Genomic DNA, 25,285 nt, shown 5'->3' with positions numbered 1-25,285 from the left:
CGTATGGCACTCTCAAGCGCCTTCTTTCCTTTGAAGAGTATGGGCGCCATCTCGTCTCGTGCAACCACGAGAGGGCTTTGCCATGAAGATTTCCGGAAACACCATCCTCATCACCGGCGGCGGCTCGGGCATCGGCCGGGCGCTGGCCGAGGGGCTGCACGCCAAGGGCAACAAGATCGTCATCGCCGGGCGCCGCGAAGCCGTGCTCGATGCGGTCACCGCGGCCAATCCCGGCATGGAATCGATGCTGCTCGACATCCAGGACGAGGCCGATATCGCGGCCTTCGCCCGACAGGCCGTCGCGCGCTTCCCAAACCTGAATGCCGTCATCAACAATGCCGGCATCATGAAGCCGGAGAATGTCCCGGCTGCCGACAATCTCGCCATCGCCGAGGAGACGATCGCGACCAACCTGCTCGGGCCGATCCGCCTGACCACCGCGCTGCTGCCGCATCTCCTGAAGCAGCCGCACGCCACGGTCCTGACCGTCTCCTCCGGCCTCGCCTTCGTGCCGCTGGCGGCGACCCCGACCTATAGCGCGACCAAGGCCGCGATCCATTCCTGGTCGATCGGCCTGCGCGAGCAGCTCAAGAACACATCGGTCGAGGTCATCGAGATCGCCCCGCCCTATGTGCAGACCGAGCTGCTCGGCCCGCATCAGGCGGTCGATCCGGCCGCGATGCCGCTCGCCGATTTCACCAACGAGGTGATGACGATCCTCGAAACCCAGCCCGAGGCCGCCGAGATTATCGTCGAGCGCTGCAAGCCGCTGCGCTTCGCCGAGGCGACTGGCAGCTTTGCGCAGGTCTTTGCCGGGCTCAACGCGCAGCACGGTTGACGAAAGAGGGTATTACTCCGCCCGATGGCAGCAGACGCAAACCTTGTTGCCGTCGGGGTCGCGAAAATAGGCCCCGTAATAATGCGCGTGATAATGTGGCCGCAGGCCCGGCGGCCCTTCGCAGATCCCACCATGGGCCAGCGCGATCGCGTGGCAGCTGTCGACGGTCGCCCGGCTTTCGGCCAGGAAGGCCACCATGTGGCCGTTCCCAGGCGCGGCGGCTTGCCCATCGAAAGGGCGGGTCAGGAACAGCAGGGGCCGGTCGGAATCCGTCGGCTGCCAGGCGGCAGCGGCGGCTTCCGGATCACGGAAGCGCAGCTTCAGCCCCAATGCGCCGCAGAGCGCGCCATAGAAAGCCTCTGCTCGCTCGAAGGCATTCGTTCCGACGCTGATATGGGAGAACATGCGGGACCTCCTGCTTCCAGCTTTGGCAGCTTGGGAATGTCTCGCACCCTACCGCAAGGTGCACCGCCCGGAAGCGCAGCGATCGCATGACAACCCCGCCGCACGCTGCTAAGGCCAGCGCATGCGTGAAGGCCTCCTGCCAGCGACGGTCGCGACCGTCCTCGAACTCTCCACCTCGGGCGAACAGGCCCGGGCCCTCACCGAATTGCTCGGCGAGATCTTCGATCCCACCGAGACGGCGATCTCCGCCTTCGAGGTCGAGGACGGGATCACCACGCTCTCGATGAATATTCCGTGGAAGGTCGAGATCTATTTCGCCAACCCGCCCGACGAAGAAGCAGTGCGCGACCTGCTGCGCCCGATCGTCGGCGAGCTCGTCGACAACACGCCCTTCACCACCGTCAACACCAAGGACTGGGTCGCCAACAGCCTCGACGGGCTGAAGCCGGTCCGTGCTGGTCGGGTCCTCGTCCATGGCGCGCATGACCGGCATGTCGTCCGTACCAACGATGTCGCCATCGAGATCGAGGCCGCGCTCGCCTTCGGCACCGGCCATCACGGCACTACCGCCGGCTGCCTGCTCGCGCTCGATGCCGAACTGAAGAAGCGCCGCCCGCGCAACGGCATCGATATCGGCACCGGCACCGGCATTCTCGGGCTGGCGCTCGCCAAGCAGATCAAGCGCAAGGTCGTCGCCGGTGATATCGACGCGGTCGCGGTCGAGGTCTCCGCTCATAACGCCCGGCTCAACCATGCCCCGAACGCGCTCGATCTCTATGTCGCGCCCGGCCTGCGCCATGCCAAGGCCTGGCGCCCCGGCCATTTCGACTTCGTCTTCGCCAATATCCTGGCCGGCCCGCTGAAGCGGCTCGCCCCGTCGATCGCCCGCGTGCTCTCGTCGAACGGCACGCTGATCCTGTCGGGCCTGCTGGCGATGGATGTGCCCGGCGTCGTCTCGGCCTACCGGCACCAGGGCGTCTATCTCGCGAGCCATTCGCTGCGCGAAGGCTGGGCCACGCTGGTCATGAAAAAAGGCGGCGCAGCCCCGAGGCTGCGCCGCCTTGCCTGACCTCCGGCGCTCCCGAGGGAAGCGCGAGGCCGTTACTCGTTCAGCTCAGAAGCCGATATAACCGTACTTCTTCTCGGCATCAGCCTGCAGGCTGCGGGCATCGTGCCAGACGGCGGCGGTGAACTTCGCGGCATCCGCGATCTGTTCGTAGATGTGCTTGATGATGGCGATCATGATGAAGGTCCTTGTAGGTTGTCGGCTGCGCGGCTCAGAGCCGCGGCGGCGTGAATTCAGCGGTTGAAAGGCAGCGAGACGTCGCTCGACAGCGTCGCGGACGGGAAGCCGCCCAGCACGAGTTCTGCCTCGTTGACGAGGAGGTTGCGGGCGCGCAGTTCGCGGGCTGCGGAGCGCGCGCGGCTCACGACGAGCGCGGCATAGAAGCGCTGCATCAGGCCCGGCTTGCTGGCGCGGGTTTCGCCATGGCTCCGGCCCGGTACGGGCAGCACGTCGGCATTGTTCAACACGTAGGTCATGGGTCTATCTCCGAAAAACGAAGGACAGTCCCGGTCGCTTCCTCGTTCTCTTATGCGACTAAGGTGGGGTCATTTCGCACTTGCGAGAAGATATGTTCGCATATGCAAGATATGCAAAAAACGCATGCGATTGGTCCATATCCATTAATGTTTGCGCAGATTGCATAACCAGACAGCACAATGCGAAGCGCTGAGGCAGCGCCGTCCCACGGAACGGGCAGTGCCCCGCCGACGCATTTGCGCTGGCGCTTTCAGCGGTGCGAGGCGACGATGCCGCGACCTAAGCCGGACCTTGCCATGATCGATTCGACCCTGCCGACCTGCCGTTTCCAGTCCTTTTCCGAACCGAGCGATCCCCGGCTGGTGGCCGGCCGCGTCGCCGCCCTGCGCAAGGCGCTTGCCACGCAAGGGCTCGACGGCTTCGTGATCCCGCGTGCCGACGAACATCAGGGTGAGTACGTCCCCGCCCATATGGCCCGCCTCGCCTGGCTGACCGGCTTCACCGGCTCGGCCGGCAATGCTGTGGTGCTGGCCGACAAGGCCGCGCTGATCGTCGATGGCCGCTACACCATCCAGTCGGCCGAGCAGACCGACACCGCGATCGTCACGCCGGTCCGCATGGAAGAGACGCCGCTGGAGCGCTGGGTCGAGCAGAACCTGCCGGCCGGCGGCAAGCTCGGCTACGATCCCTGGCTGCATACGGTGGATGGACTCGCCCGGCTCGAAAAGGCTGCGGCCGCGGCCGGCGGCAGCCTTATTGCCCTCAAGGCCAACCCGATCGACGCGCTCTGGAGCGACCGTCCGGCGCCGCCGACCGCGCCGGTCAAGGCACACCCGGCCGCCTTTGCCGGCGAGGACAGCGTCTCGAAGCTCGCCCGCATCCAGAAAGCGCTTGCCGAGGCCAAGGTTGATGCGCTCGTCGTCTCCGATCCGCATGCGCTGGCCTGGGTCTTCAACATCCGTGGCGGCGATGTCGAGCACACGCCATTGCCGCTCGGCTATGCCATCGTCCCGCGCAAGGGCCGGCCGACCGTCTTCCTCGCACCGGAGAAGATCACCAACGAGGCGGGCGATGCGATCGGCGCCGTCGGCGAGATCGCCCCTCCAGCCGATCTCGACAAGCAGATCGCCAAGCTCGGCGCGGCCAAGGCCAAGGTCCGGCTCGACGCCACGACCGCCGCCTCCGCGCTCGCGACCCTGATCAGCGAGGCCGGCGGCACGCCCGATGCCGGCACCGACCCGATCGCTCTGATGAAGGCGCGCAAGAATGCGGCCGAGCTGGACGGCGCCCGCAATGCCCATCTGCGTGACGGCGCCGTCATGGTGCGTTACCTCTCCTGGCTGGCGCGCGAGGCGCCGAAGGGCGGCCTGACCGAGATCGACGCTGTCGCCGCGCTGGAGGCCGAGCGGCTCAAGACCGGCCTGCTCAAGGACGTCTCCTTCACCACCATCGCCGGCGCCGGCCCCAATGCGGCATTGCCGCATTACCGCGTCAGCGAAGCGACCAACCGCAAGCTGGAGCCCGGCATCTTCCTGGTCGATTCAGGCGGCCAGTACGAGGACGGCACCACCGACATCACACGCACCATGGTGATCGGCACACCGACAGCCGAGATGCGCGATCGCTATACCCGCGTGCTCAAAGGCCATCTCGCGATCTCGCGGCTGGTCTTCGTCAAAGGCACCTCGGGCGCACAGCTCGATGCCTTCGCGCGCTTGCCGCTCTGGCAGGGCGGCTTCGACTTCGACCACGGCACCGGCCATGGCGTCGGCAGCTATCTCTCGGTGCATGAGGGGCCGCAGCGGCTCTCGAAGCTCGGCACCACACCGCTGGAGCCGGGTATGATCCTCTCCAACGAGCCCGGTTATTACAAGCAGGGCGAATACGGCATCCGCATCGAGAACCTGATCGTGGTCGAGGAGCGCCAGATCCCCGGAGCCGAGCGCACGATCTACGGCTTCGAGACGATCACCTGGTGCCCCTATGAGCGCGCCCTGATCGAGAAGGACATGCTCGACGCCGGCGAGATCGCCTGGATCGACGCCTATCACGCCAAGGTCTGGGACAAGCTCGCGCCGCAGGTCGAGGGCGAGGCGAAGGTCTGGCTGGAAGCGGCCTGCCGGCCGCTGTGAAGAACGCGGGGAACCCCTCTCCTGTAAGGAGAGGGGCAGGGGTGAGGTGTAGGCCCTTGGACCAGCGGAACTTTGCCTCACCGCCACGCAGCGACCATCTCACAGAAATACGGTGAGGGGCCTACCCCTAACCCTGCCCTCTCCCTCCGGGAGAGGGTTCCCCGCGCCCCTCCCATCAAGGCCGGGACAGATGTGGTCACATCACCATCCTGAACCCGACGACCGCGATAACCCCGACCGCGACCACGCCCAGCAAGGGCAATCGTGTCGCCGCAAGCGCCGTGATTGCCGCCGCCGCCGTCTCGGCCCAGCCGGTCGCGAGCGCGCTCGGCGCGATCACCGCGATCAGCACGGCAGGCGGGATCGCGTCGAAGGCGGCCTGCGCCCGCGGCGAGAGGCTGAGCCGCCCGGCCAATGCCAGCCCGGCGACGCGCGTGAAATAAGTCACGATCGCCATACCGAGGAAGGCGAGGAGGTTGATCGGATCGACGCTCACGCCTTTGCCTCCTCGGTGACCGGCTGTTCTTCACTACCTGCCGCGAGCCATGCCGCCAGCAACCCGCACAAGGCCCCCGCCGCGACATGCCAGGGCGGCCCGGCCAGCCGATAGGTCAACGCCGAGGCGATGCCGGCCGCCGCCACGGTCCAGAACGTCACCCGGCCCTTCCAGAAGGCGGCGACGAGGGCGATGAACAGCGCCGTGAAGGCGAAATCGGCACCGAGCCGCTTGGGATCGCCCAGCACGGCGCCGATCATCGCGCCGAGCGTCGAGTTGATCAGCCAGCCCGAGACGAAGGGGATGACCATCGCGAACCAGTAGGCCGGCGTCAGGCGGTGGGTGCGGGCGCGTTTCTCGGCCAGCGCCCAGTTCTCGTCGGCCATGTAGTAGAGGCCGAGGAATTTCTGCCAGCGGCTGAAGCCCTGCAGCTTCGGCGCAAGCGAGGCGCCCATCAGCACATGGCGCGCATTGATCAGCAGCGTCGAGAACACCAGCGCGGCCACCGGCGCCGGGCTCGCCCAGAGCTCGATCGCGGCGAACTGCGCCCCGCCGGCGAAGACCATGATGCTCATCAGGAAGACTTCGAAGGGCGAGAGCCCCTTGCTGGCCGCGACCGCACCGAAGAGCAGGCCGATCGGCGCCGCAGCCACCGCGGCCGGCCAGATATCGCTCAGGCCGCGCCTGATGTCGTCACGCATCGTGGACATGGATTGTCGGTTCTCTTGGAGATTATTGCTCAGCCGGCATGCGCCGCCCGGAAGGCGCCGGGCGTGACCCCGAGCCGCGCCTTGAAGGCCCGCGTCAGATGCGGCTGGTCGCAGAAGCCCGTCGCCGCCGCGACCTCGCCCAGGCTCTCGCCGCGCCGCAAGCGCTCGCGCGCCCGCCGGACGCGGACATCGATGAGGTAGGCATGCGGTGTCAGCCCGGTCTCGCGCCGGAAGGCCCGGATGAGATGATGGCGCGGCAACCCAGCCAGTGCAGCGAGATCGGCCAGTGACAGGTCTTCCTCGTAGCGCGCCTCGATCGCACGCCGCGTGCGCGCCACCGGCCCGTCCTCGCGCCCGATCGCCTGCACAGTCAGGTCGGCATGGCGCGCCAGCATATGGGCATAGGCGCGTAGCAGCGCTTCCTCGCCCGCCAATGCGTCGGTGCCTTCCTCCAGCAAGCGATGCGCGGCACTGAACAGCGCGGCGCCGGCGGGGTCCTGCACGACGGGATCGCGGAAGAACGGCGTGCCGACTGCCTCGTTCCCGGTCAGCGATGCCGCGATTTCCTGCATCAGTTCGACGGAGGGGTAGCTCATCCGGTAGCGATAGCCGCCCTCGCTCGGCGCGCCGTCATGGACGTCGAGCGGATGGTTCATGACGATGTCGCCGGGGCCGGCATAGAGCTTCTGCCCGCGCGCATGCCAGATTTCGCAACCCATCTCGATCGTGCCGATCGCGTAGGTGTCATGGGCATGCGGGGCATAGGCATGGGTGCGGAAGGTGGCGGCGAGGAACTCGAGCCCGTCGAAGCGGCGCGTGGCGAACAGGTGCGCGCTCTCCCCCGCCCTGAGCGGGGTTTCCAGCAAGGCCTGTTCCTGCGAGATCGACTGCATGCCCAAGGATAGCGCAGAAGCCTGCCGAGCTGTCTTGAAGAAAAGTGATCGGGCGCATCACGCGCCCGATCGATTTTGCCAGTTTTGGGTGAAGCGTCAGAGCGCGTGCGCGGCCGCACCTGCACCGATCCGCTCGGGGCTCTTCGAGCCCAGCAGCAGCACGCCCAACCCGCCGACCAGCGTCGCGACCGTGGCATAGGCGATGACGCCGAGCGTCCCGAAACAGTCGACCAGCAGGCCGCCGAAGATGGCCCCGCTCGCGATCGCGATCTGGAAGGCCGCGACGATCAGGCCACCGGCCGACTCGGCCTCGTCCTCAGGCGCGACCCGCACCAGCCAGGTCTGGAAGCCGACCGGCAGCGCGCCGAAGGCGAAGCCCCAGAGCCCGACCGCGATGGCCGAGGCGATCGGCGACGCGCCGACGAAGAGCAGGCTGAACCCCACCAGCGCGATCAGGAAGGCGCCGAAGATCACCGAGGCCTTGGCGCTGCGCGCGGTGATCGCCCCGCCCGCGAAGTTGCCGAGGAAGCCGCCGACGCCATAGGCCAGCAGGACGAGCGAGATCGCCTCGACCGAGAGCTTGGGTATCTGCTCCAGGAACGGACGGACATAGGTGAAGCCCGCGAAATGGCCGGAGATCACCACGACGATGCCAGCGAGCACCAGCGCGATGCTGGGCTGGCCGAGCAGGCGGAACAGCGTGCGGACATCGGGCGAGCCGCGCGCCGGCAGCCGCGGCAGCACCGCGATCTGGACGACGAGTGTCGCGACGCCGACCAGCGCCGAGAGCCAGAACACGAAGCGCCAGCCCATCACGTTGCCGAGATAGGCCCCGATCGGCGCGGCGCTGACGGTGGCGAGGGAGACACCGGCGAAGATCAGCGACATCGCCTTGGGGAGCGCGCTGGGCGGCACGAGCCGCATCGCGGTCGCCGCGACCATCGACCAGAAGGCGCCGAGCCCGATGCCGAGCAGGACGCGGGCGAAGAGCAGCGTCGTCAGGTTGGTGGCGATCGCCGCGATGATGCTGGAGACGATCAGCAGGCCGGTCAGCGACCAGATCACGAGGCGCCGGTCGATGCCGCGCGTCACGATGGCCGCGGCGAGACCCGCGATGGCGCCGACGACGGCGGTCGCGGTCACCGCCTGCCCGGCGGCGCCGACGGAAACGCCGACATCGGCCGCCATCGGGGTGAGCAGGCTCGCCGGCAGGAACTCGGCCGTGACGAGGCCGAAGACGCCGAAGGTGAGTGATGTGACGGCGGCCCAGGCCGGCTTGTCGCGGGCCTCCTCGGCGCTGTCGTCGAATTCTAGTGCAGTGGCAGACAGGGAATCTGACATGGGGTTCTCCATGAGGTTGCCGGAAGATGGGCGTGGCCCCATGGAGTTTCCATGCTATATCATCCGCATCTCATGACCGTTCGTCCAGGATTGCCATGACCGCTTCCGCCGACCACCTGACCGAGATGCTGCGGGGCCTGAGGCTCGACGGCGTCGATTACAGCCGCTGCCAATTGGCCGCGCCCTGGGGCGTCGTCTACCCGCCGACCCATCAGGCCTATTTCCATTTCATCTCGCGCGGCAGCTGCTCGCTGAAGACGCCGGCCGGCGAATGGCTGGAGCTCGCGGATGGCGACGCCGTCCTGCTGCCGCGTGGCGGTGGCCATGTCCTCGCCAGTTCGCCCAAGGCCCTCGCCTCCCCGCCCTGCGAATGCCGCGTGCTGGAAGCCTATGGCAATGTCTTCGATGTCGAGGGCGGCGGCACGGGCGCGCATATGCTGCTCTTCACCGGCCGCATGACCTTCAATGTCGATCTCGACCATCCGCTGCTGCGCCTGATGCCGGACCTAATGCGGATGAGCGATTTCATCGCCGACGAGCCGGGGCTGCCGCATCTGCTGGAGGCGATGGGCCGCGAGGTCATGCTGGACCGCGTCGGCGCCGGCGGCATCCTCGCCCGCCTCGCCGACGTGCTGGCGGCCGCGATCATCCGCGCCTGGGTCGAGCGCGGCTGCGGCGCCGCGAAGGGCTGGGTCGCGGCGGCCCGCTGCCCGACGATCGGCAAGGTTCTGGCGGCGATCCACGCCCATCCCGAGACCGACTGGACGGTCGAGAGCCTAGCCGAGTTGATGGGCGCGTCGCGCTCCGGCTTCGCCGAGCGCTTCGCCGAGGTCGTCGGCGAGACGCCGGCCCGCTATGTCGCGCAGGTCCGGATGCATCAGGCAAGGCAATGGCTCGCCCGCGACAAATTGCGGATCGCGGTGGTGGCACAGCGCCTCGGCTACGAGTCGGAAGCCTCGTTCAGCCGCGCCTTCAAGCGCATCACCGGCATGGCACCGAGCCAGGTGCGGACTGCCGGCGAAGCACCGCCGGCCGCGATGTTCACGCCAGCGGCGGAAGCTGCGGAGTAGGCCTCAACCGCCTACCAGATCGAACCAGCCGGCCTCGTCGATCACCTCGACGCCGTGCTTGGCCGCATCCTTGAGCTTCGATCCTGCCCCCGGCCCGGCGACGAGCAGATCGGTCTTCGACGAGACCGAGCCCGCGACCTTGGCGCCGAGCCGCTCGGCCATCGCCTTCGCCTCATCGCGAGTCATCCGCTCCAGCGCGCCGGTGAAGACCACGATCTTGCCCGCGACAGGGCTGGCCGAGGCCACCGCTTCAAGTGGCTGTGGCGAGACCTGCGCCAGCAGGCGGTCGAGCAGTTCCTCGTTATGCGGCTCGCCGAAGAATTCGACGAGAGCCTCGACCACGGTCGGGCCGACGCTGTCGATGGCGCCAAGCTCCTGCCGCTCCGGCGAGGCTTCGTCGGCAGCGGCGATGCCGGCCGCCCTGAGCGCCTCGAACGAACCGTAATGCCGCGCCAGCAAGCGCGCCGTCGTCTCGCCGATATGGCGGATGCCGAGGCCGAAGATGAAGCGGTTGAGCGGCGGGGTGCGCCTATCCTCGATCGCATCGAACAGCTTCTTCGCGCTGACCGCGCCAAAACCTTCCTTGTCCTTGAGCCTCTTCAGGTTCGCCGCGTCGCGCGCAGCCAGCGTGAAGATATCGGCCGGCTCCCTGACGGGAAGCTCGGGATCGCCATGGAAGAACTCGATCTGCTTGTCGCCAAGCCCGTCGATATCCAGCGCGTCGCGCGAGACGAAATGCTTGAGACGCTCGACCGCCTGCGCCGGGCAGATCAGGCCGCCGGTGCAGCGGCGGATGGCGTCTTCCTTGCCGCTGCGCGGGTTGAGCTCGCGCGTCGCATGGCTGCCGCAGGCCGGGCAGAGCGTCGGGAATTCATAGGGCTTCGAATCCGCCGGGCGCTTGGCGAGATCGACCGCCTCGACGCGCGGGATCACGTCGCCCGCCCGCTTCACCGTCACCGTGTCGCCGATGCGGATATCGGTGCCGTCGCGGATCGGCAGCCCCTTGGAATCGAAGCCGCGGATATAATCCTCGTTATGCAGCGTCGCATTGGTCACGACGACGCCGCCGACCGTGACCGGCTTCAGGCGCGCCACCGGTGAAAGCGCGCCGGTGCGGCCGACCTGGATGTCGATTGCCTCCAGCACGGTCGTCGCCAGCTCGGCGGGGAATTTATGCGCGATCGCCCAGCGCGGCGCGCGCGAGACGAAGCCAAGCCGGGCCTGCAGCGCGAGATCGTCGACCTTGTAGACCACGCCGTCGATATCGTAGCCGAGTGTGGCGCGCTGGCTCTCGATCAGCCGGTATTGCGCGATCAGCTCCGCCACGCTCTCGCAGCGCTTCATCAGCGGGTTGGTGCGGAAGCCCCAGCGCCGGAAGGCCTCGACCACACTGAATTGAGTCGGCGCCGGCAGCTCCGGCATCTCGCCCCAGGCATAGGCGAAAAAGCGCAGGGGACGCGCGGCGGTGACGCTCACGTCGAGCTGGCGCAGCGAACCCGCCGCCGCATTGCGCGGGTTGGCGAATTCGGGAAGCCCCTTCTCGCGCTGGCGCTCGTTGATGGCAGCGAAATCGGCGTGTCCCAGATAGACCTCGCCACGCACCTCGGCGATCTCAGGCACATCCGGCCCGGCGAGCGTCCCGGGGATTTCGGAGATGGTGCGGGCGTTCAGCGTGACGTCCTCGCCCTCCTCGCCATCGCCGCGCGTTGCGGCCGCGACCAGCTCGCCCTTCTCGTAGCGCAGCGAGAGCGAAAGCCCGTCGATCTTGGGCTCGGCCGTGAAGGCGATGCCGTCCTCCTCCTTGCGGCCGAGGAAGCGGTAGACCCGTCCCACGAACTCGGCGACGGCCTCGTCGGAGAAGGCATTGTCGAGCGAGAGCATCGGCACGCGATGGCGGATCTTCGCGAACTTGCCCGACGGCTTGGCGCCGACCTTGGCGCTGACATCGCTCTCGCGCGTCAACGCCGGAAAGGCTTCCTCCAATGCGACGAGCCGGCGACGCTTCGCGTCATAGGCCGCGTCGTCCATGATCGGCTGGTCGTCCTGGAAATAGGCGTCGTTTGCCGCCTGAACCTCGGCCGCCAGCAGCTTGTGCTCGGCCTTCGCCTTGCGCGGCGTCAGCTCCGCGATCGGCGTTTCGGAGAGGGCGGAATCTTCAGCGTCGCTCATGGCAAACCATTAGGCGAGATGCGCGTGACGAGAAAGGGCAGCAGCCTTTGCCACAAGCGCAGGGCTGCGCCGTCCCGAAAGCCTGCGACAAACCCGGCATTCGCGGATATAATTCCAAGGCTGGGAATTGGAAGCTCGACGCCGCAGGCCGTTGACGCCAAGGATTTTGTCGACAGCCATATGGCGAACCGGGCCGGAACCGGGAGACACGCCATGGCCAATCTCGACGGCACAGTTCATGACATTGTTTCGCTCTCGCAGCCGCGCATCAAGACCATCACCACGCGGGACCTGACCGAAGCGCTCTTGCGCGGCTGGGAGGATTTCAAGGCGCAGCCGAGCCACCTCGTCTTCGTCGCGCTGATCTATCCCGTTGCCGGCATCCTGCTGGCGCAGCTCACGGTGAGCTACAATATCTTCCCGCTGCTCTTCCCGCTGCTTTCCGGCTTCGCGCTGCTCGGCCCCTTCGCCGCGATCGGGCTCTACGAGATCAGCCGCCGCCGCGAGAAAGGCATGGATTCGTCCTGGATGCATGCCTTCGCGGTGCTGCGCTCGCCCTCGATCGGGCAGATCGTCCTGCTCGGCGCGATGCTGACCGGGATTTTCCTCGGCTGGCTGTTCAGCGCCTGGTTCCTCTATCGCGGCCTGCTCGGCCTGCCGGCCGATGTCTCGACCGCCGATTTCCTGCGCGCCGTGTTCACCACCGCCGACGGCTGGATCATGATGGTGATCGGCAACTCGATCGGGCTTCTGCTCGCGATCCTCGCCTTCTCGATCTCGGTCGTGTCCTTCCCGCTGATCATCGACCGGCATGTCGATGCGCCCACAGCGATCCGCACCTCGATCGCCGCCGTCGAGGCCAATCCGCGCGTGATGATGTACTGGGGCCTGATGGTGACCGGGCTTCTCGTGCTCGGCTGCCTGCCGATGCTGGTCGGACTGATCGTGGTCATGCCAGTGCTCGGGCACGCCACCTGGCATCTCTACCGCAAGGTAGTCGGCTGAGCGTCGACAAGCGCCAAGCGGGAACCTTTGGCGCCCAGAACGGGTTCACCCCCTGCCAGATCGAGCCGCAAGGCTCCATTCCGTCAGGGGGTTTTTCATGAACAACATCATTTATCTCGTCGGCCTCGTCGTGGTCGTGCTCGCCATCCTCTCCTTCCTCGGCCTGCGCTGAGGAGGGAGGGCGAGAGCGTTCTCGACCCGCGCCGACGCGCGGAGCTTAGCCGCGAGGGCCGCCCCGCGGCTTGCCCTTGCCGAAAGGCTTGGGGCCGCCTGGGCGCCCGCCCTCGGGCTTGCCACCGAAGGGCTTGCCCTTCCCGGCAAACGGCTTCTTGAACCCGCCACCCGGCTTGCCATCGTCGCGGCGTGGCGGACGCGCGTCATCGCGCGGAGGCCTGCTGTCGGCGCGGTAGGGCTTGCGGTCCTCGCTCCGCGGCGCGCGTTGATTGGCGTCCCGGGGCTCGAAACGCGGCCGCTGCGGCCTGTCCTCGGCAGCCTGATCGTCACCCCAGCTCCGGCGCGGCGCGGCGGGGCGCTCGGCCTTGTCGGCGAACGATTTTGCCGGGCGGCGCTCGGCCTCGGTCGTCGGCTCGATCACGATCTTGTCGCGATCCGGAATACGCACCGAATCGTAGAAGCGGTCGGCGACATCCGCATCGATCTCGACCTTGGTCTCGCGGTCGAAGATGCGGATCGCGCCGACCTCGTCGCGCGTGATCCGGCCACGGCGACACAGCATCGGCAGGAGCTGGCGCGGATCGGCGCCCTGCTTGCGGCCGATATCGAGCCGGAACCAGACGGTGTCGCCACGCGGCCCGGCCGGCTTGCGCGGACGCTCGCCATCCTCGCCCTCGTCGCGCCCGGCGCCAAACGGGCGGCGCTTGGCAGCATAATCCTCGTTGGTGCGGGCCGGGCGGCGCTCGTCGCGGCCGAAGCCGGGATCGCCGACCTCTTCCGCCGCCGGCAGGCGGGCGCGATAGAGCCGGACCAGCGCAGCGGCGATGTCGCGCGCCTCACGGCCGGCCATCAGCGCCTCGATCATGCCGGCATCGTCCTCGGAGCCGTCGCCATTCAGCAGCGGGTCGGAGAGCAGGCGCTCCTGATCGAGGACGCGGATCTCCTCCTCGGTCGGCGGGCCGATCCACTCGGCCTCGACCTTGGCTTCGATCAGCAGGCGCTCGGCCTTGCGGCGGCGCGACTGCGGCACCAACAGGACGCTCGTGCCCTTGTTGCCGGCGCGGCCGGTGCGGCCCGAGCGGTGCTGCATCACCTCGGAATCGTTCGGCAGTTCGGCATGGATGACGAGATCGAGCCCCGGCAGGTCGATGCCGCGCGCGGCGACGTCGGTCGCGACGCAGACCCGCGCCCGGCCGTCGCGCAGCGCCTGGAGCGCCGCGTTGCGCTCGTTCTGGCCGAGTTCGCCGGACAGCGCGACGGAAGTGAAGCCGCGCTCCAGCAGGATCGCCTCGAGATGGCGCACGGCGTTGCGGGTGTTGCAGAAGACGAGTGCCACCGGCGCATTGTGGAAGCGCAGCAGGTTGACGACCGCAAGCTCGGCTTCCTTCGGGAAGACGCGCACGGCCTTGTAGGCGATGTCGGCATGGCCGCGCCGGGTCGCTTCGACCTCGATGCGCAGCGCATCGCGCTGGTAGCTCTGCGCGAGCTGGACGATCGCCTTCGGGAAGGTCGCCGAGAACAGCAGGCTGCGGCGGCTCTCGGGCGCCGTCTTCAGGATGAATTCGAGATCATCGCGGAAGCCGAGATCGAGCATCTCGTCGGCCTCGTCGAGCACGACGGCCTTGAGCGCGGAGACATCGAGACGGCGGCGCTCGATATGGTCGCGCAGGCGGCCGGGCGTGCCGACCACGATATGCGCGCCCTCGTCGAGCAGCATCGCTTCGCGGCGCGGGTCCATGCCGCCGACGCAGGAGATCACCCGCGCACCGGTCTGGGCATAGAGCCAGGCGAGCTCGCGCTGCACCTGCAAGGCGAGTTCGCGCGTCGGCGCGATGATCAGGGCCAGCGGTTCGGCCGCAGGGCCGAGCTTCTCGGCCGTGCCCAGCAGGGTCTCGCCGATGGCGAGGCCATAGGCGATGGTCTTGCCGGAGCCGGTCTGCGAGGAGACCAGCAGGTCGCGTCCGCGGGCGGCGTCTTCAATGACGGCGCTCTGCACCGGCGTCGGGTCGGAGTAATTGCGATCGGCGAGCGCGCGCGCGAGCGGCGGGCTCGTGAGGGAAAACGACATGCGATAAAGGCCTAAGGGTTGCGGCGCCGATGAGGGAACGGCGCGAAAGCGTGAGCGATGGGTTCAGGCGGCACTAGAGCATCGGACCGAAAGGCAGAATGCACTTTTCGGCAAATCCGATGCCAGAACAAAAAAGCTAGATCGCCCCCCGTCGTCCGGAAGGACATATGGCGATCTAACGGCATGCTGCACCATCGGATGACAGCGGCTCATAAAGCAAAGCGATACAAAAGGAAATGCGGCATTCCCGCGCCCTGCGCAGGGCTGAGCCGGGCCGGACGCGCCTTGCCGGCGAGGTAGCGGCCCCACTAGCTTCCGGCCTCACGAAGGCGCATCTCGCCGAAGCGGAGAACAGCCATGGTCCAGCAATCCCGCCGCATCGGCGCCTACGAGATCTCGATCCTGCATGACGGCGTCTTCGAGGCTCCACTCGATGTGCTCATCCATGCCGATGGCGAGGCCGCCCGCGACGAAGCCGTGGCGCGCTGGGGCAAGCCGAAGGTCAGCATCATCGTGAACTGCTTCGCTCTGAAGGGAGCGGACGGGATCACATTGATCGATGCCGGCACCGGCCCGTCCTGGGGCGCCGCGATGGGTCATGCACCGGCCGCAATGGCAGCGGCAGGTATCGCACCCGAGAATGTCGCCCGCGTCCTGATCACGCATCTCCATGGCGATCACGCGCTTGGCCTGTTCGACGGCGACAAGCCCTTCTTCCCGAACGCCGAGATCATCGTGCCCGAGACCGATTTCGGCTTCTATGGCGACGAGGCCAATCGCGCGCGCGTGCCGGAGAAGAAGCACGGTGCTTTCGCCATCACCGCGACGCTGAAGAAGCTTTATGCCGGCCGGATTCGCGCTGTCCCGGCCGGCGAGGCCCATTCGGGCATCACGCTGATCTCGCTTCCCGGCCACACCTTCGGCCATAGCGGCTACCTGATCGAGGGCGCGGACGAGAGCCTGCTGATCTGGGGCGATGCTCTGCACCTCTCCGATCTCCAGGCCTCCGACCCGGATATCGGCTTCGTCTATGATTTCGATGCCGGGACGGCGCTCGCCTCGCGTCGCGGCATCCTGGGGCGGGCCGCTCACGAGAACTGGCTGGTGTCCGGCGGGCATGTCGAAGGTTTCAGGCGGGTGATCAAGAAGGGCGCAGGCTACGAACTGATCGCGGCCTGACAGGCTCAGCCGCGCAAACCCGCCGCCTGCAGCAGGCGCCCGGCCGCCGCGCGCGCTTCCTCGGTGATAGAGGCACCGGCCAGCATCCGCGCAATCTCCTCACGCCGTGCCTGATCCTCCAGCGCCGTCACCCGCGTTACGGTGCGCGAGGCCTCGCCCTCCCCCGCCGATTTCGCGATCAGGAAATGCTGCCCGGCCTTGGCCGCGACCTGCGGCGCATGCGTCACCGAGATCACCTGTACCCGGCCGGCAAGCCGCGCCAATCGCTCACCGATCGCATCGGCTACGGCACCACCCACGCCCGTGTCGATCTCGTCGAAGACCAGCGTCGGCGCCGAGCCGCGCTCGGCCAGCACGACCTTCAGTGCCAGCATGAAGCGCGAGAGCTCGCCGCCCGAGGCAACCTTCATCATCGGCCCCGGCCGTGTACCGGGATTGGTCTCGACCCAGAACTCGACCTTGTCGAAGCCTTCAGGCCCGCGCGCCGCAGCATCGCTTTCGATGCGGGTGATGAAGCGCGCCCGCTCCAGCTTGAGCGGCGGCAATTCGGCTTTCACGGCGGCATCGAGCCGTGCAGCAGCGCCTTGGCGCGCGTCCGACAGAGCCTGCGCCAGCCCAATGAAGGCTACTTCCGCCTCGTTCAGCTCCGCTTCGAGCCGCGACAGCGACGATTCGCTCTCATCCAGCGCGGCGAGATCGCTCGCCATCGTGGCTGCCAGAACCGAGAGTCCGTCGACCGGCACATCGTATTTGCGGCCGGCCGCCCTCAGCGCGAACAGCCGCTCCTCGATACGTTCCTGCTCGCGCGGATCGTATTCGGCGGCGCGCGTCGCGGCGGCAAGCGCCTCGCCAGCCTCTTCCAGCGCGACGATCGCGGTGTTGAGCGCGGCGATCGAAGGATCGACCAGCTCCGGAGCTTGCCCGGCCCGGCGTTCCAGCCGGCGCAGCACGGCGGCGAGCGTCGGCACGGCCGAGGATTGCCCGCCGACCGCCTCATAGGCTTCGTTGAGATCGCGTGCGACCTTCTCGGCCTGCATCATGCCTTGCCGGGTCGCGGCCAGCGCATCCTCCTCGCCGGCCTTCGGCGCGAGCTTGCCGAGTTCCTCGACGGCATGGCGCAGGAAATCCGCTTCCTTGCGCGCCGCCTCGACGCGCAGGCGCTGCGATTGCAGGGCCTGCCGCGCCCGCTTCAGTGTTTCGCTCGCAGCTGCGACGCCCTCGGCTTGCGCCTCCAGCCCGCCGAACCCATCGAGGATCGTGCGGTGCTGCGCCGGATCGGTCAGGGCACGGTCGTCATGCTGGCCATGGATCTCGACGATCGCGGCGCCGACCATGCGCAGAATCTGCACCGAGACCGGCTGATCATTGATGAAGGCACGGGTGCGTCCGTCCGCGTACTGCACGCGGCGCAGGATGAGATCGCCGTCCGTGTCGATCTCCTGCGCCTGCGCCAGCTTGCGGGCGGGATGGGTCATCGGCAGGTCGAACACGGCGCTGACCTGCCCTTGCGCCTCGCCATGGCGCACGAGCGAGCCGTCGCCACGGCCGCCGAGCGCCAGCGCGAAGCCGTCGAGCAGGATCGACTTGCCGGCACCGGTCTCGCCGGTGAGAACGCTCAGCCCCTCATGGAAGCCGAGATCGAGCCTGTCGATCAGGACGATGTCGCGAATCGAAAGCTGCGCCAGCATCGGCGCTCAACCTCGTTTTCGGATCTGGCAGGATCGCCCGTGGCCCGTCATGCAAGGGGCGTCCCATCCGTCAGAAGCGGGTAATCCCGACGATACCGCCAACCGTGCGCGAGAAGCCCTGGAAGGCGCGGCTGATATAGGAGCCGCGATCCTCGCGAGGCTCCAGGCCGCCGCTCTGCAGCAGGGCATAGGCGTCCTTGTACCACGGGCTGTCGGGGAAGTTGTGCCCGAGCACGGCTGCCGCCGTCTGCGCCTCGTTGGTGATGCCCATCGCCATATAGGCCTCGGACAGGCGCATCAGCGCCTCCTCGACATGACGCGTGGTCTGGTACTTGATGATGACCTCGCGGAAGCGGTTCACCGCGCCGGTGTAGTTGCGCTTCTCCAGATAGTAGCGCCCGACATTCATCTCCTTGCCGGCCAGCTGGTCGCGCGCCACCAGGAGTTTCTCCCTGGCGTCGATCACGTATTCCGACTTCGGGTAATTGGCGATGAGCTGTTCCAGCGCCTGGATCGCCTGGCCCGTCCGCTCCTGGTCGCGGGTCGCGTCCGGGATCTGATTATAATAGGACATCGCCATGATGTACTGCGCATAGGCCGCGTCCGGGCTCGCCGGATTCTGTGCGATGAATCGCTTCGAGGCGGTGATCGCCTCTTCCCATTTCGATGCCTGGAAATTGGTATAGGCCGTCATCAGCAGGCCCTTGCGGGCATAGGGCGAGAACGGCGCGGTCTTGTCGATATCCTCGAACCGCTTCGCGGCGCCTTCGCTGTCGCCGTTCTGGAGACGGGCGAGCCCTTCGTTGTAGAGCTTGTCGGCCGGCGTCACCGGCGTCAGGTCCGGCTTGTAGACCTCCGGCTTGTCGAAGGGATTGAGCGAGGACAGGGTATCGCAGCCGCCGAGCAGCAAGGCGGCGCCCAGCGCGAGGGCGATGCCCTTGCGCGGCGAAAGACCGCGATGGATTGCCGGAAGGCTTTGCCGCGTCACGCTCACGTCGTCCGTCCTCTTTCGATCGTCCCTCAAGCATCGGACCGAAAAGTGGAAGCCACTTTTCGGGGCAATCCGATGCTGAAACCAAGAACCGGATCGCCACTTTGCGTCTGTTGGGACGCACCGCGATCCAGCCTCCGGGAAGCATGCCTTACCTCAGACGCTTCCCCCGCGCCACTGCCGAAAATCGGTTATGACGGGATTCCGCATCGCTGCGGCATCTGGGACAAAAACCCGGCGATAGGAAGGCGAAGCAGCGTCTCGCCGGATTTTGCTGGAGGCTCTCAGTGCAGGTCAGGCGCAAAGGCGGCCGGCGCGGCGGCAGCCATCTGAACGGCGCGCGGCGCGGCGAAGACCGGCTGGGATTCGACGATCGCGAAATTCGCGCGGTCGGCGAACAGCGCCTGAAGGATCTGAACATTCATCCGGTGGCCGCCGCAATAGGAGCGGAACTCGCCGATGATCGGATAGCCGGCAAGCGCGAGGTCGCCGATCGCGTCGAGCACCTTGTGGCGCACGAACTCGTCGCCGTAGCGCAGGCCCTCGGGGTTGATGACCTTGTCCTCGCCGACAGCGACGGTGTTATCGAGCGAGGCGCCCTGGGCGAAGCCCGCCTTCCAGAGCTGCTCGACATCGCGCATGAAGCCGAAGGTGCGAGCCTTCGAGATCTCGCTGGCATAGGCCTGGGCGTCGAGATCGAAGATCTTGCGCTGGCGGCCGATCACGACGCTGTCGAAATCGATCTCGACATCGAGGCGGAAGCCATGCTCGGCCGGGGCGAGCTCGGCGAAGGCACGGCCCTGCTCGATGCGGACCGGCTGGAGAACCTTGAGGTAGCGGCGCGGCGCGGCGAGCGTCGTCATGCCGGTCGCCTCGATGGCGGCGACAAACTCGCGGGCGCTGCCGTCCATGATCGGCATTTCCGGCCCGTCGATCTCGACGAGCACGTTGTCGAGGCCCATGCCGGCGCAGGCCGACATCAGGTGCTCGATGGTCGAGACCGAGGCCGGGCCACGGTCGCCGATCACCGTGCAGAGCTCGGTGGCGCTGACCTTGGTGTGCTTGGCATGGATGAGCTGCGGCGGCATGCCCTCGATGCCCGTCCGCAGGAAGACGACGCCCGAATTGGCGCTGGAGGGCTTGAGGCAGATGCTGGCGGGAGCTCCGGAATGAACGCCGATGCCGGTCAGGGTCACGGCTGCCCGCAAGGTCGTCTGCCGATCGAAGGTCATTCGGTTATCCAATCCTGATCACCGGGTTCAGCCTGCTCTCCGCCGGGGCGAAGGTGGCACGGTCCGGCGATGTCTATCCAAGGCCGGCACCGGAGCAGACCCGGCGACGCTGTCGTTCTGATGCGCCGCAAGATAAGCTTTTGAGGCCGCCTCTCAAAATCACGCTTTCTTTCGCTGTGTTACAGCGCTGCCCAGGCGGATCGGATCATATAAAGCGCTGAAAGATAAACATTTTCTAACGACGAAAAACCCGCCGCGGATGATCCGCGGCGGGCTTGTTACAAAGCCGTGAGAGGCTCGGGTCCCGTCAGTTCGCCTGGCGGCGGAGGAAGGCGGGAATCTCGAGATGGTCTTCCTCGCTGGAGCGAGCAGGCTGAGCGCGGCCATGCGGGTCGAGCTGGCCCTGCGCCGGGCGCGAGGCCGGCTGCGGCGCCGGGCGGCGCATGTATTCGGCGTGCGCTGCGCTCGGCGCGGCCGCCTGCGGCATCGGGGCCTGCGGCATCTGGCGGACGGGCGCCAGGGCCGGAGCCATCTCGGCCTCCTCGTCCTTGCGGCCACCGAAACCGACCGAGGCGAGGCGCTGCATCAGCGACATGCGCTTCTGCTCGACGGCGCTCGGCGGCTGCGGCGCGGGCTGGGCGCCGCGATGCGCATTGAGCTGGGCCTGGCCGGGAACCGGCAGGTCCTCGACGCGCGGCATGCGGGTCGGGCGAACGACGGCGCGTTCCGGCATCGGCGGGATGAAGCTCTCGTCGAAATGCAGGTGCGGCTCGGCCTGGTGGACAGGCTCCGGGGCCGGCGGAGCGGCCATCACGGGACGCGGCTGCACCGGCTCGATGCGGATGTCCTGCGCGACCTGGGCGACCGGAGCGGGCTCCGGCATCGGCACCGGGGCAACGCGGGCCGTCTCGATCACGGGCGCCGGCGGGGCGACCGGACGGGCGGCGGCGACCGCGGCGTTGCTGCGCAGGCGGGCCTCGGCCTTCAGGCGCTCGGCGACCTGGGCGATGCGGGCCTCGGTGTCGTCGTTCTCGACCAGCGACGAGATCGGCTTGTCGATGCCAGTCGCGACGACGGAGACGCGCACGGTGCCTTCGAGCGATTCGTCGAAGGTGGCACCGACGATGATGTTGGCCTCGGAATCGACCTCCTCGCGGATGCGGGTGGCGGCCTCGTCGACCTCATAGAGCTTCATGTCGCGCCCGCCGGTGATCGAGATCAGCAGGCCGCGCGCGCCCTTCATCGAGACGTCGTCGAGCAGCGGGTTGTTGATCGCAGCCTGGGCCGCGGTCAGCGCGCGCTTCTCGCCCTGCGCCTCGCCGGTGCCCATCATCGCCTTGCCCATGCCGCGCATCACGGCGCGCACGTCGGCAAAGTCGAGATTGATCAGGCCGGGGCGGACCATCAGGTCGGTGATGCAGGCGACGCCTGAATAGAGCACCTGATCGGCCATGCCGAAGGCATCTGCGAAGCCGGTGGTCTCGTTGGCGACGCGGAACAGGTTCTGGTTCGGGATGACGATCAGGGTGTCGACCGCCTCGTTCAGCTCGCCGATGCCGGCTTCCGCCATGCGCATGCGGCGCTGGCCTTCGAACTGGAACGGCTTGGTGACGACGCCAACGGTCAGGATGCCCATGTCGCGGGCGACGCGGGCAATCGCGGGAGCAGCGCCGGTGCCGGTGCCGCCGCCCATGCCGGCGGTGATGAAGACCATGTGGGCGCCCGCCAGATGGTCACGGATCTCGTCGATGACCTCTTCGGCCGCCGCGCGGCCGACTTCCGGCTGCGAGCCGGCGCCGAGGCCCTCGGTGACCTGCAGGCCCATCTGCACGATGCGGGAGGCGCGCGACAGGGCGAGAGCCTGCGCGTCGGTGTTGGCTACGACGAAGTCGACGCCGTCGAGGCCGGCCTCGATCATGTTGTTGACCGCATTGCCACCGGCGCCACCGACGCCGAACACCGTGATCCGGGGCTTCAGTTCCCGGATGTCCGGGGCTTGCAGATTCATCGCCATGGTTGCCTCTTTTGATCCCTTGTCCGGCGCCTGGCGGGAGCCGTCCCGATTGCTACGTTTGACGCCGTGGCCCGCCCTCGAGGGCGAGCCGTACTCACTAGAAACTGTCTTTCAGCCACCGGCCGACACGCGAGAAATACCCGTCCGTCCCAGTCATCAGAGGACGCCCGCCAGCGGCGCGCGGCTCGAAATGCTCGACATGGGCGACCTGCGGATAGACCAGCAGGCCGACCGCCGCCGCGAAGGCCGGGCCCTTGCCCGCTTCCGGCAGGCCCTTGATCCCGAGCGGGCGCCCGGTGCGGACCTGGCCGCCGAGGATGCGCCGCGCCACTTCCGGCAGGCCGGTGAGTTGGCAGGCGCCGCCGGTCAGGACGACGCGCCGTCCGGCCTGGGCCGAGAAGCCGGCATTGTTCAGCCGGTCACGCACCAGCTCGAGGATTTCCTCGACGCGCGGCTTGATGATCCGCACCAGATGCGACTTGGCGAGATGGTTCGGCATGTCGCGCTCGTCGTCATCGACCTGCGGCACGGCGATCATGTCGCGCTCGTCCGAAGCGCTGGAGATGCAGGAGCCGTGCAGCGTCTTCAGACGCTCGGCCGCCGAGACGCGGGTCGAGAGACCGCGCGCCACGTCCATGGTGATGTGGTTGCCGCCGACCGCGATCGCGTCGGCATGGACGAGATGCCCGCCGGAGAACACGCCGAGCGAGGTCGAGCCGCCGCCGAGATCGACAAGCACGACGCCCATCTCCGATTCGTCGTCGACAAGGACGGAGAGGCCCGACGCATAGGGGGTCGCGACCACCGCCTCGACTTCAAGATGGCAGCGCTCGACCGCGAGCATGACGTTGCGCGCCGCCGCTGCCTCGCTGGCGACGACATGCATGTCGACCGAGAGCTTGCCGCCGATCAACCCGCGCGGATCGAGCACGCCCGGCACGCCGTCCAGCGCATAGCCGGTCGGCAGGGCATGGAGCACGGCCTTGCCGGGGCGCAGCGCATGGGTTGCGGCGGTCGCGAGCACGCGCTTCACGTCGCCGTCGCCGACCGAGCCGGAGCGCAGGTCGACGCTGGCGGCATAATGCTGCGAGCCGATGCGCCCGCCGGTCAGGTTGACGATGACCGACTGCACCTCGACCTTGGCCATGCGCTCGGCCGCATCGACGGCAGCCCGGATGGCGCGCTCGGCGCTTTCGAGATCGACGATCGCGCCGCCCTTCAGGCCGAGCGAGCGCTGGTGGCCGATGCCGATGATGCGGGCGACATGGGTGCGTCCGCGCAGCCGCTCGTTGGTCTCGGCCGGGCTGAGCTCGGCGATCAGGCAGACGACCTTGCTGGTGCCGATGTCGAGAATCGACAAGGTCGCGCTCTTGCGCGACGACAGCGGACGCATGCGCGGGGTCAGACCCTGGGAGGTGACGTGGTTCACGCCTCGCCTCCCTTCTTCTTGGACTTGCTCTTGAGCTGGTCGGCGCGGGCCGCAGCCGCCTCTTCCGAGAGCCGCATCGTCACCCGGTCGGGCTGGCGCAGGTCGATGGCGAGCACGTCCTTTTCGAGGATGCGGTAATCGCTCTCCAGCGAGACGAGGCGCTGCACCGCGGCTTCCGGCTTGGTCTCGGGCAAGCGCACATCCATGCCGTTGTCGAGTTTCAGGTTCCAGCGACGCCCGGAAACGAGCGTGGCTGCGCGGATATGCTGGGCGAAGGCGCCGGCCTGGCTGCGGATCGCCAGATATTCGGCGGCGCGGTTATTGGCGTCCTTGCCGACGACCAGCGGCAGGTAGGCGAAGCGGCCATCGTCCATCTTGTCGATCACCGTGCCGTCTGCCGCGATCACGAAGAGCTCGCCCTTGACCTGCCAGAGCGCATAGGGCTCACGCTCGGTGAGCTGGATCGAGACCTCGCCCGGATAGAGCTTGCGGACGGCGGCCTCGCGAATCAGCGGCGTCGCCTCGAGCTGCTTGCGGGCCTCGTCGGCGTCGAAGAACACCAGCGAGGTCTTCGAATCGATGCCGGCCGCGACCAGGACCTCCTGCTCGGACAGGCCCGCGAGGCCGGAGATGGTGACACGGTCGATGCCGAAGCCGAGCGCCCGCGCGAACATGTGACGCGGCTCGCCGTAATTGTCCTGCATGGTCTGCCAGTGGCCACCGAGCACGAAGCCGCTGCCGAGGCTGAGCGTGAGGAAGCCGAGCGCCAGCCAGGTGCCGAGGCTCTGCGGCAGGCGCTGAGCCAGCGGCACCGCGACGGCGCTGCGGCGCGAGCGGCGCATCCAGCGGCCCTGGCGCTGCTCACCCACCAGAAGCTGGGGGGCGGCAGGCGCGACCGGGAGCCGGGAGAGCGGCCGGGCAGGCGCATATCGGGGCATGGCAACGGTCTTCGTCGTCATCGCTTTCACCGATCGAGGGAGGCGTCCTCCACCATCCATTTGACGAGCTCACCGAAATCCAGGCCCGCATGGGCAGCCAACTCGGGCACCAGGCTGGTTTCGGTCATCCCGGGCTGCGTATTGACCTCCAGCCAGACGAGCGTGTCGCTCTCGTCGTGGTAGCGGAAGTCAGATCGGCTGACGCCCCGGCATCCGATTGCTTGATGCGCCGTTAACGCACACTCTTCGATCTGCTGGTAAATTTTCGGTAAAATTTGAGCCGGACAGATGTGGATCGAGCCGCCTTTCGCGTACTTCGCGTCGTAGTCGTAAAACTCGCCGGTTGCGGCTTGTATTTCGGTCACACCGAGGCTGCGGTCGCCCATCACGGCGCAGGTCAGCTCGCGCCCCGCAATGAAGGTTTCGGCCAGCAGCATCTCGCCGCAAGGCCAGTCCGGCCGGGCGATTTCCTGCGGCGGATGCTCCCTGCCCTTCTTCACGATCACGACGCCGACGGAAGAGCCCTCGTCGATTGGCTTGAGCACGTAAGGAGGCGGCAGGACATGCGTCTTGGCAGCCGCGAATCGCGAGACGTTGACGCCATGGGCGACCGGCACACCGGCGGCCTTCACCACCGTCTTCGCCCGGTCCTTGCGGATCGCCAGCGCGGAAGCCAGCACGCCGGAATGGCTATAGGGAATGCGCAGGATCTCGAGCACGCCCTGGATCGTGCCGTCCTCGCCGAAGCGGCCATGCAGGGCATTGAAGGCGACATCGGGCTTCAGCTTCGCCAGCACCTCGGCGATGTCGCGCTGCACGTCGACGCGGGTGACGCGATAGCCGACGCTCTCCAGCGCCCGCGCGCAGGCCGCGCCGCTATTGAGGCTGACCTCCCGCTCGACGGACCAACCGCCCATCAGCACTGCGACGTGTTTGCTCATGCCGGCCCCCGCTCGATGCGATGGGCCCA

At 67.6% G+C, this 25,285-nt stretch carries 22 protein-coding genes; 6 read left to right on the top strand and 16 right to left on the bottom strand.

Annotated elements, in window-relative coordinates:
- Window positions 1–82: 82 nt before the first annotated feature.
- A complete protein-coding gene (locus NUV79_RS18130) occupies window positions 83–838 on the top strand; it encodes an SDR family oxidoreductase (protein WP_257734501.1) in 756 nt (251 codons plus the stop codon).
- A gap of 12 nt (window positions 839–850) precedes the next feature.
- Here the strand turns inward: NUV79_RS18130 and NUV79_RS18125 are convergent, their stop codons facing one another.
- Complete coding sequence (locus NUV79_RS18125; protein WP_257734500.1) at window positions 851–1,243, bottom strand: VOC family protein; 393 nt, start codon at window positions 1,241–1,243, stop codon at window positions 851–853.
- 121 nt (window positions 1,244–1,364) lie between these two features.
- On the opposite strand from NUV79_RS18125, the gene NUV79_RS18120 reads away from it, so the two are divergent.
- Window positions 1,365–2,312 (top strand): 50S ribosomal protein L11 methyltransferase, encoded by a 948-nt coding sequence (locus tag NUV79_RS18120; protein WP_257734499.1) that lies wholly within the window; start codon window positions 1,365–1,367, stop codon window positions 2,310–2,312.
- Between the two features lie 45 nt (window positions 2,313–2,357).
- Here the strand turns inward: NUV79_RS18120 and NUV79_RS18115 are convergent, their stop codons facing one another.
- Complete coding sequence (locus NUV79_RS18115; RefSeq protein ID WP_257734498.1) at window positions 2,358–2,486, bottom strand: hypothetical protein; 129 nt, start codon at window positions 2,484–2,486, stop codon at window positions 2,358–2,360.
- Between the two features lie 56 nt (window positions 2,487–2,542).
- A complete protein-coding gene (locus NUV79_RS18110; protein ID WP_257734497.1) occupies window positions 2,543–2,785 on the bottom strand; it encodes a hypothetical protein in 243 nt (80 codons plus the stop codon).
- A gap of 297 nt (window positions 2,786–3,082) precedes the next feature.
- Here NUV79_RS18110 and NUV79_RS18105 point away from each other — a divergent pair, with 297 nt between their 5' ends.
- Entirely contained in the window at window positions 3,083–4,918 is a 1,836-nt protein-coding gene (locus tag NUV79_RS18105) for an aminopeptidase P family protein (protein WP_257734496.1), read from the top strand.
- Window positions 4,919–5,114: 196 nt separating this feature from the next.
- Here the strand turns inward: NUV79_RS18105 and NUV79_RS18100 are convergent, their stop codons facing one another.
- The 4 genes from NUV79_RS18100 to NUV79_RS18085 form a co-directional block, all read right to left on the bottom strand.
- Window positions 5,115–5,414, bottom strand: coding sequence for an AzlD family protein (locus NUV79_RS18100; RefSeq protein WP_257734495.1), 300 nt, complete (start codon window positions 5,412–5,414; stop codon window positions 5,115–5,117).
- Window positions 5,411–6,124: an AzlC family ABC transporter permease gene (locus NUV79_RS18095; protein ID WP_257734494.1), complete on the bottom strand. Its 714-nt coding sequence runs from the start codon at window positions 6,122–6,124 to the stop codon at window positions 5,411–5,413. Before NUV79_RS18095 ends, NUV79_RS18100 begins: the two co-directional genes overlap by 4 nt.
- A 29-nt stretch (window positions 6,125–6,153) precedes the next feature.
- On the bottom strand, window positions 6,154–7,017 hold the full coding sequence (locus tag NUV79_RS18090; RefSeq protein ID WP_257734493.1) for an AraC family transcriptional regulator: 864 nt from the start codon (window positions 7,015–7,017) through the stop codon (window positions 6,154–6,156).
- 96 nt (window positions 7,018–7,113) lie between these two features.
- Window positions 7,114–8,358, bottom strand: coding sequence for an MFS transporter (locus NUV79_RS18085; protein WP_257734492.1), 1,245 nt, complete (start codon window positions 8,356–8,358; stop codon window positions 7,114–7,116).
- Window positions 8,359–8,453: 95 nt separating this feature from the next.
- Between NUV79_RS18085 and NUV79_RS18080 the strand changes: the two genes are divergently transcribed.
- Window positions 8,454–9,428 carry an AraC family transcriptional regulator gene (locus NUV79_RS18080; RefSeq protein ID WP_257734491.1) on the top strand — a complete coding sequence of 325 codons (975 nt, stop codon included), beginning with the start codon at window positions 8,454–8,456 and terminating at the stop codon, window positions 9,426–9,428.
- A gap of 3 nt (window positions 9,429–9,431) precedes the next feature.
- Here NUV79_RS18080 and ligA read toward each other — a convergent pair whose 3' ends face one another.
- On the bottom strand, window positions 9,432–11,597 hold the full coding sequence (gene ligA / locus NUV79_RS18075; protein ID WP_257734490.1) for an NAD-dependent DNA ligase LigA: 2,166 nt from the start codon (window positions 11,595–11,597) through the stop codon (window positions 9,432–9,434).
- Between the two features lie 213 nt (window positions 11,598–11,810).
- Here ligA and NUV79_RS18070 point away from each other — a divergent pair, with 213 nt between their 5' ends.
- On the top strand, window positions 11,811–12,602 hold the full coding sequence (locus NUV79_RS18070) for a DUF2189 domain-containing protein (protein ID WP_257734489.1): 792 nt from the start codon (window positions 11,811–11,813) through the stop codon (window positions 12,600–12,602).
- Between the two features lie 217 nt (window positions 12,603–12,819).
- On the opposite strand, the gene NUV79_RS18065 is transcribed toward NUV79_RS18070, so the two are convergent.
- Entirely contained in the window at window positions 12,820–14,844 is a 2,025-nt protein-coding gene (locus tag NUV79_RS18065) for a DEAD/DEAH box helicase (RefSeq protein WP_257734488.1), read from the bottom strand.
- A gap of 357 nt (window positions 14,845–15,201) precedes the next feature.
- Between NUV79_RS18065 and aidB the strand changes: the two genes are divergently transcribed.
- Window positions 15,202–16,023, top strand: a complete 822-nt coding sequence (gene aidB / locus NUV79_RS18060; RefSeq protein ID WP_257734487.1) for an AidB family quorum-quenching N-acyl homoserine lactonase — start codon at window positions 15,202–15,204, stop codon at window positions 16,021–16,023.
- A 5-nt stretch (window positions 16,024–16,028) separates the two neighbouring features.
- Here the strand turns inward: aidB and recN are convergent, their stop codons facing one another.
- From recN to NUV79_RS18025, 7 genes are all read right to left on the bottom strand, one after another.
- Window positions 16,029–17,711 (bottom strand): DNA repair protein RecN, encoded by a 1,683-nt coding sequence (gene recN / locus NUV79_RS18055; RefSeq protein ID WP_257734486.1) that lies wholly within the window; start codon window positions 17,709–17,711, stop codon window positions 16,029–16,031.
- Window positions 17,712–17,781: 70 nt separating this feature from the next.
- Window positions 17,782–18,675 carry an outer membrane protein assembly factor BamD gene (locus tag NUV79_RS18050; protein ID WP_374679297.1) on the bottom strand — a complete coding sequence of 298 codons (894 nt, stop codon included), beginning with the start codon at window positions 18,673–18,675 and terminating at the stop codon, window positions 17,782–17,784.
- Window positions 18,676–18,986: 311 nt separating this feature from the next.
- A complete protein-coding gene (lpxC, locus tag NUV79_RS18045; protein WP_257734485.1) occupies window positions 18,987–19,934 on the bottom strand; it encodes a UDP-3-O-acyl-N-acetylglucosamine deacetylase in 948 nt (315 codons plus the stop codon).
- A gap of 307 nt (window positions 19,935–20,241) precedes the next feature.
- Entirely contained in the window at window positions 20,242–21,948 is a 1,707-nt protein-coding gene (gene ftsZ, locus NUV79_RS18040; RefSeq protein ID WP_257734484.1) for a cell division protein FtsZ, read from the bottom strand.
- A 97-nt stretch (window positions 21,949–22,045) separates the two neighbouring features.
- Window positions 22,046–23,341: a cell division protein FtsA gene (gene ftsA, locus NUV79_RS18035; protein ID WP_257734567.1), complete on the bottom strand. Its 1,296-nt coding sequence runs from the start codon at window positions 23,339–23,341 to the stop codon at window positions 22,046–22,048.
- Window positions 23,342–23,373: 32 nt separating this feature from the next.
- Window positions 23,374–24,336, bottom strand: a complete 963-nt coding sequence (locus NUV79_RS18030) for a cell division protein FtsQ/DivIB (RefSeq protein ID WP_257734483.1) — start codon at window positions 24,334–24,336, stop codon at window positions 23,374–23,376.
- Between the two features lie 5 nt (window positions 24,337–24,341).
- Entirely contained in the window at window positions 24,342–25,256 is a 915-nt protein-coding gene (locus NUV79_RS18025) for a D-alanine--D-alanine ligase (protein WP_257734566.1), read from the bottom strand.
- Window positions 25,257–25,285 lie beyond the last annotated feature (29 nt).

The organism is Allobosea sp. 47.2.35, from assembly GCF_024655635.1.
GTDB lineage: Bacteria > Pseudomonadota > Alphaproteobacteria > Rhizobiales > Beijerinckiaceae > Allobosea.
The sequence above is the reverse complement of the archived record's forward strand: the minus strand, read 5'-3'. Positions and strand labels throughout refer to the sequence as shown.

Excerpts from the sequence above, each read along its gene's own strand:
- NUV79_RS18130 (WP_257734501.1), top strand. The coding sequence starts at position 83 with ATGAAGATTTCCGGAAACACCATCCTCATCACCGGCGGCGGCTCGGGC.
- NUV79_RS18125 (WP_257734500.1), bottom strand. The coding sequence starts at position 1,243 with ATGTTCTCCCATATCAGCGTCGGAACGAATGCCTTCGAGCGAGCAGAG.
- NUV79_RS18120 (WP_257734499.1), top strand. The coding sequence starts at position 1,365 with ATGCGTGAAGGCCTCCTGCCAGCGACGGTCGCGACCGTCCTCGAACTC.
- NUV79_RS18115 (WP_257734498.1), bottom strand. The coding sequence starts at position 2,486 with ATGATCGCCATCATCAAGCACATCTACGAACAGATCGCGGATGCCGCG.
- NUV79_RS18110 (WP_257734497.1), bottom strand. The coding sequence starts at position 2,785 with ATGACCTACGTGTTGAACAATGCCGACGTGCTGCCCGTACCGGGCCGG.
- NUV79_RS18105 (WP_257734496.1), top strand. The coding sequence starts at position 3,083 with ATGATCGATTCGACCCTGCCGACCTGCCGTTTCCAGTCCTTTTCCGAA.
- NUV79_RS18095 (WP_257734494.1), bottom strand. The coding sequence starts at position 6,124 with ATGTCCACGATGCGTGACGACATCAGGCGCGGCCTGAGCGATATCTGG.
- NUV79_RS18090 (WP_257734493.1), bottom strand. The coding sequence starts at position 7,017 with ATGCAGTCGATCTCGCAGGAACAGGCCTTGCTGGAAACCCCGCTCAGG.
- NUV79_RS18085 (WP_257734492.1), bottom strand. The coding sequence starts at position 8,358 with ATGTCAGATTCCCTGTCTGCCACTGCACTAGAATTCGACGACAGCGCC.
- NUV79_RS18080 (WP_257734491.1), top strand. The coding sequence starts at position 8,454 with ATGACCGCTTCCGCCGACCACCTGACCGAGATGCTGCGGGGCCTGAGG.
- ligA (WP_257734490.1), bottom strand. The coding sequence starts at position 11,597 with ATGAGCGACGCTGAAGATTCCGCCCTCTCCGAAACGCCGATCGCGGAG.
- NUV79_RS18070 (WP_257734489.1), top strand. The coding sequence starts at position 11,811 with ATGGCCAATCTCGACGGCACAGTTCATGACATTGTTTCGCTCTCGCAG.
- NUV79_RS18065 (WP_257734488.1), bottom strand. The coding sequence starts at position 14,844 with ATGTCGTTTTCCCTCACGAGCCCGCCGCTCGCGCGCGCGCTCGCCGAT.
- aidB (WP_257734487.1), top strand. The coding sequence starts at position 15,202 with ATGGTCCAGCAATCCCGCCGCATCGGCGCCTACGAGATCTCGATCCTG.
- recN (WP_257734486.1), bottom strand. The coding sequence starts at position 17,711 with ATGCTGGCGCAGCTTTCGATTCGCGACATCGTCCTGATCGACAGGCTC.
- lpxC (WP_257734485.1), bottom strand. The coding sequence starts at position 19,934 with ATGACCTTCGATCGGCAGACGACCTTGCGGGCAGCCGTGACCCTGACC.
- ftsZ (WP_257734484.1), bottom strand. The coding sequence starts at position 21,948 with ATGGCGATGAATCTGCAAGCCCCGGACATCCGGGAACTGAAGCCCCGG.
- ftsA (WP_257734567.1), bottom strand. The coding sequence starts at position 23,341 with ATGCGTCCGCTGTCGTCGCGCAAGAGCGCGACCTTGTCGATTCTCGAC.
- NUV79_RS18030 (WP_257734483.1), bottom strand. The coding sequence starts at position 24,336 with ATGACGACGAAGACCGTTGCCATGCCCCGATATGCGCCTGCCCGGCCG.
- NUV79_RS18025 (WP_257734566.1), bottom strand. The coding sequence starts at position 25,256 with ATGAGCAAACACGTCGCAGTGCTGATGGGCGGTTGGTCCGTCGAGCGG.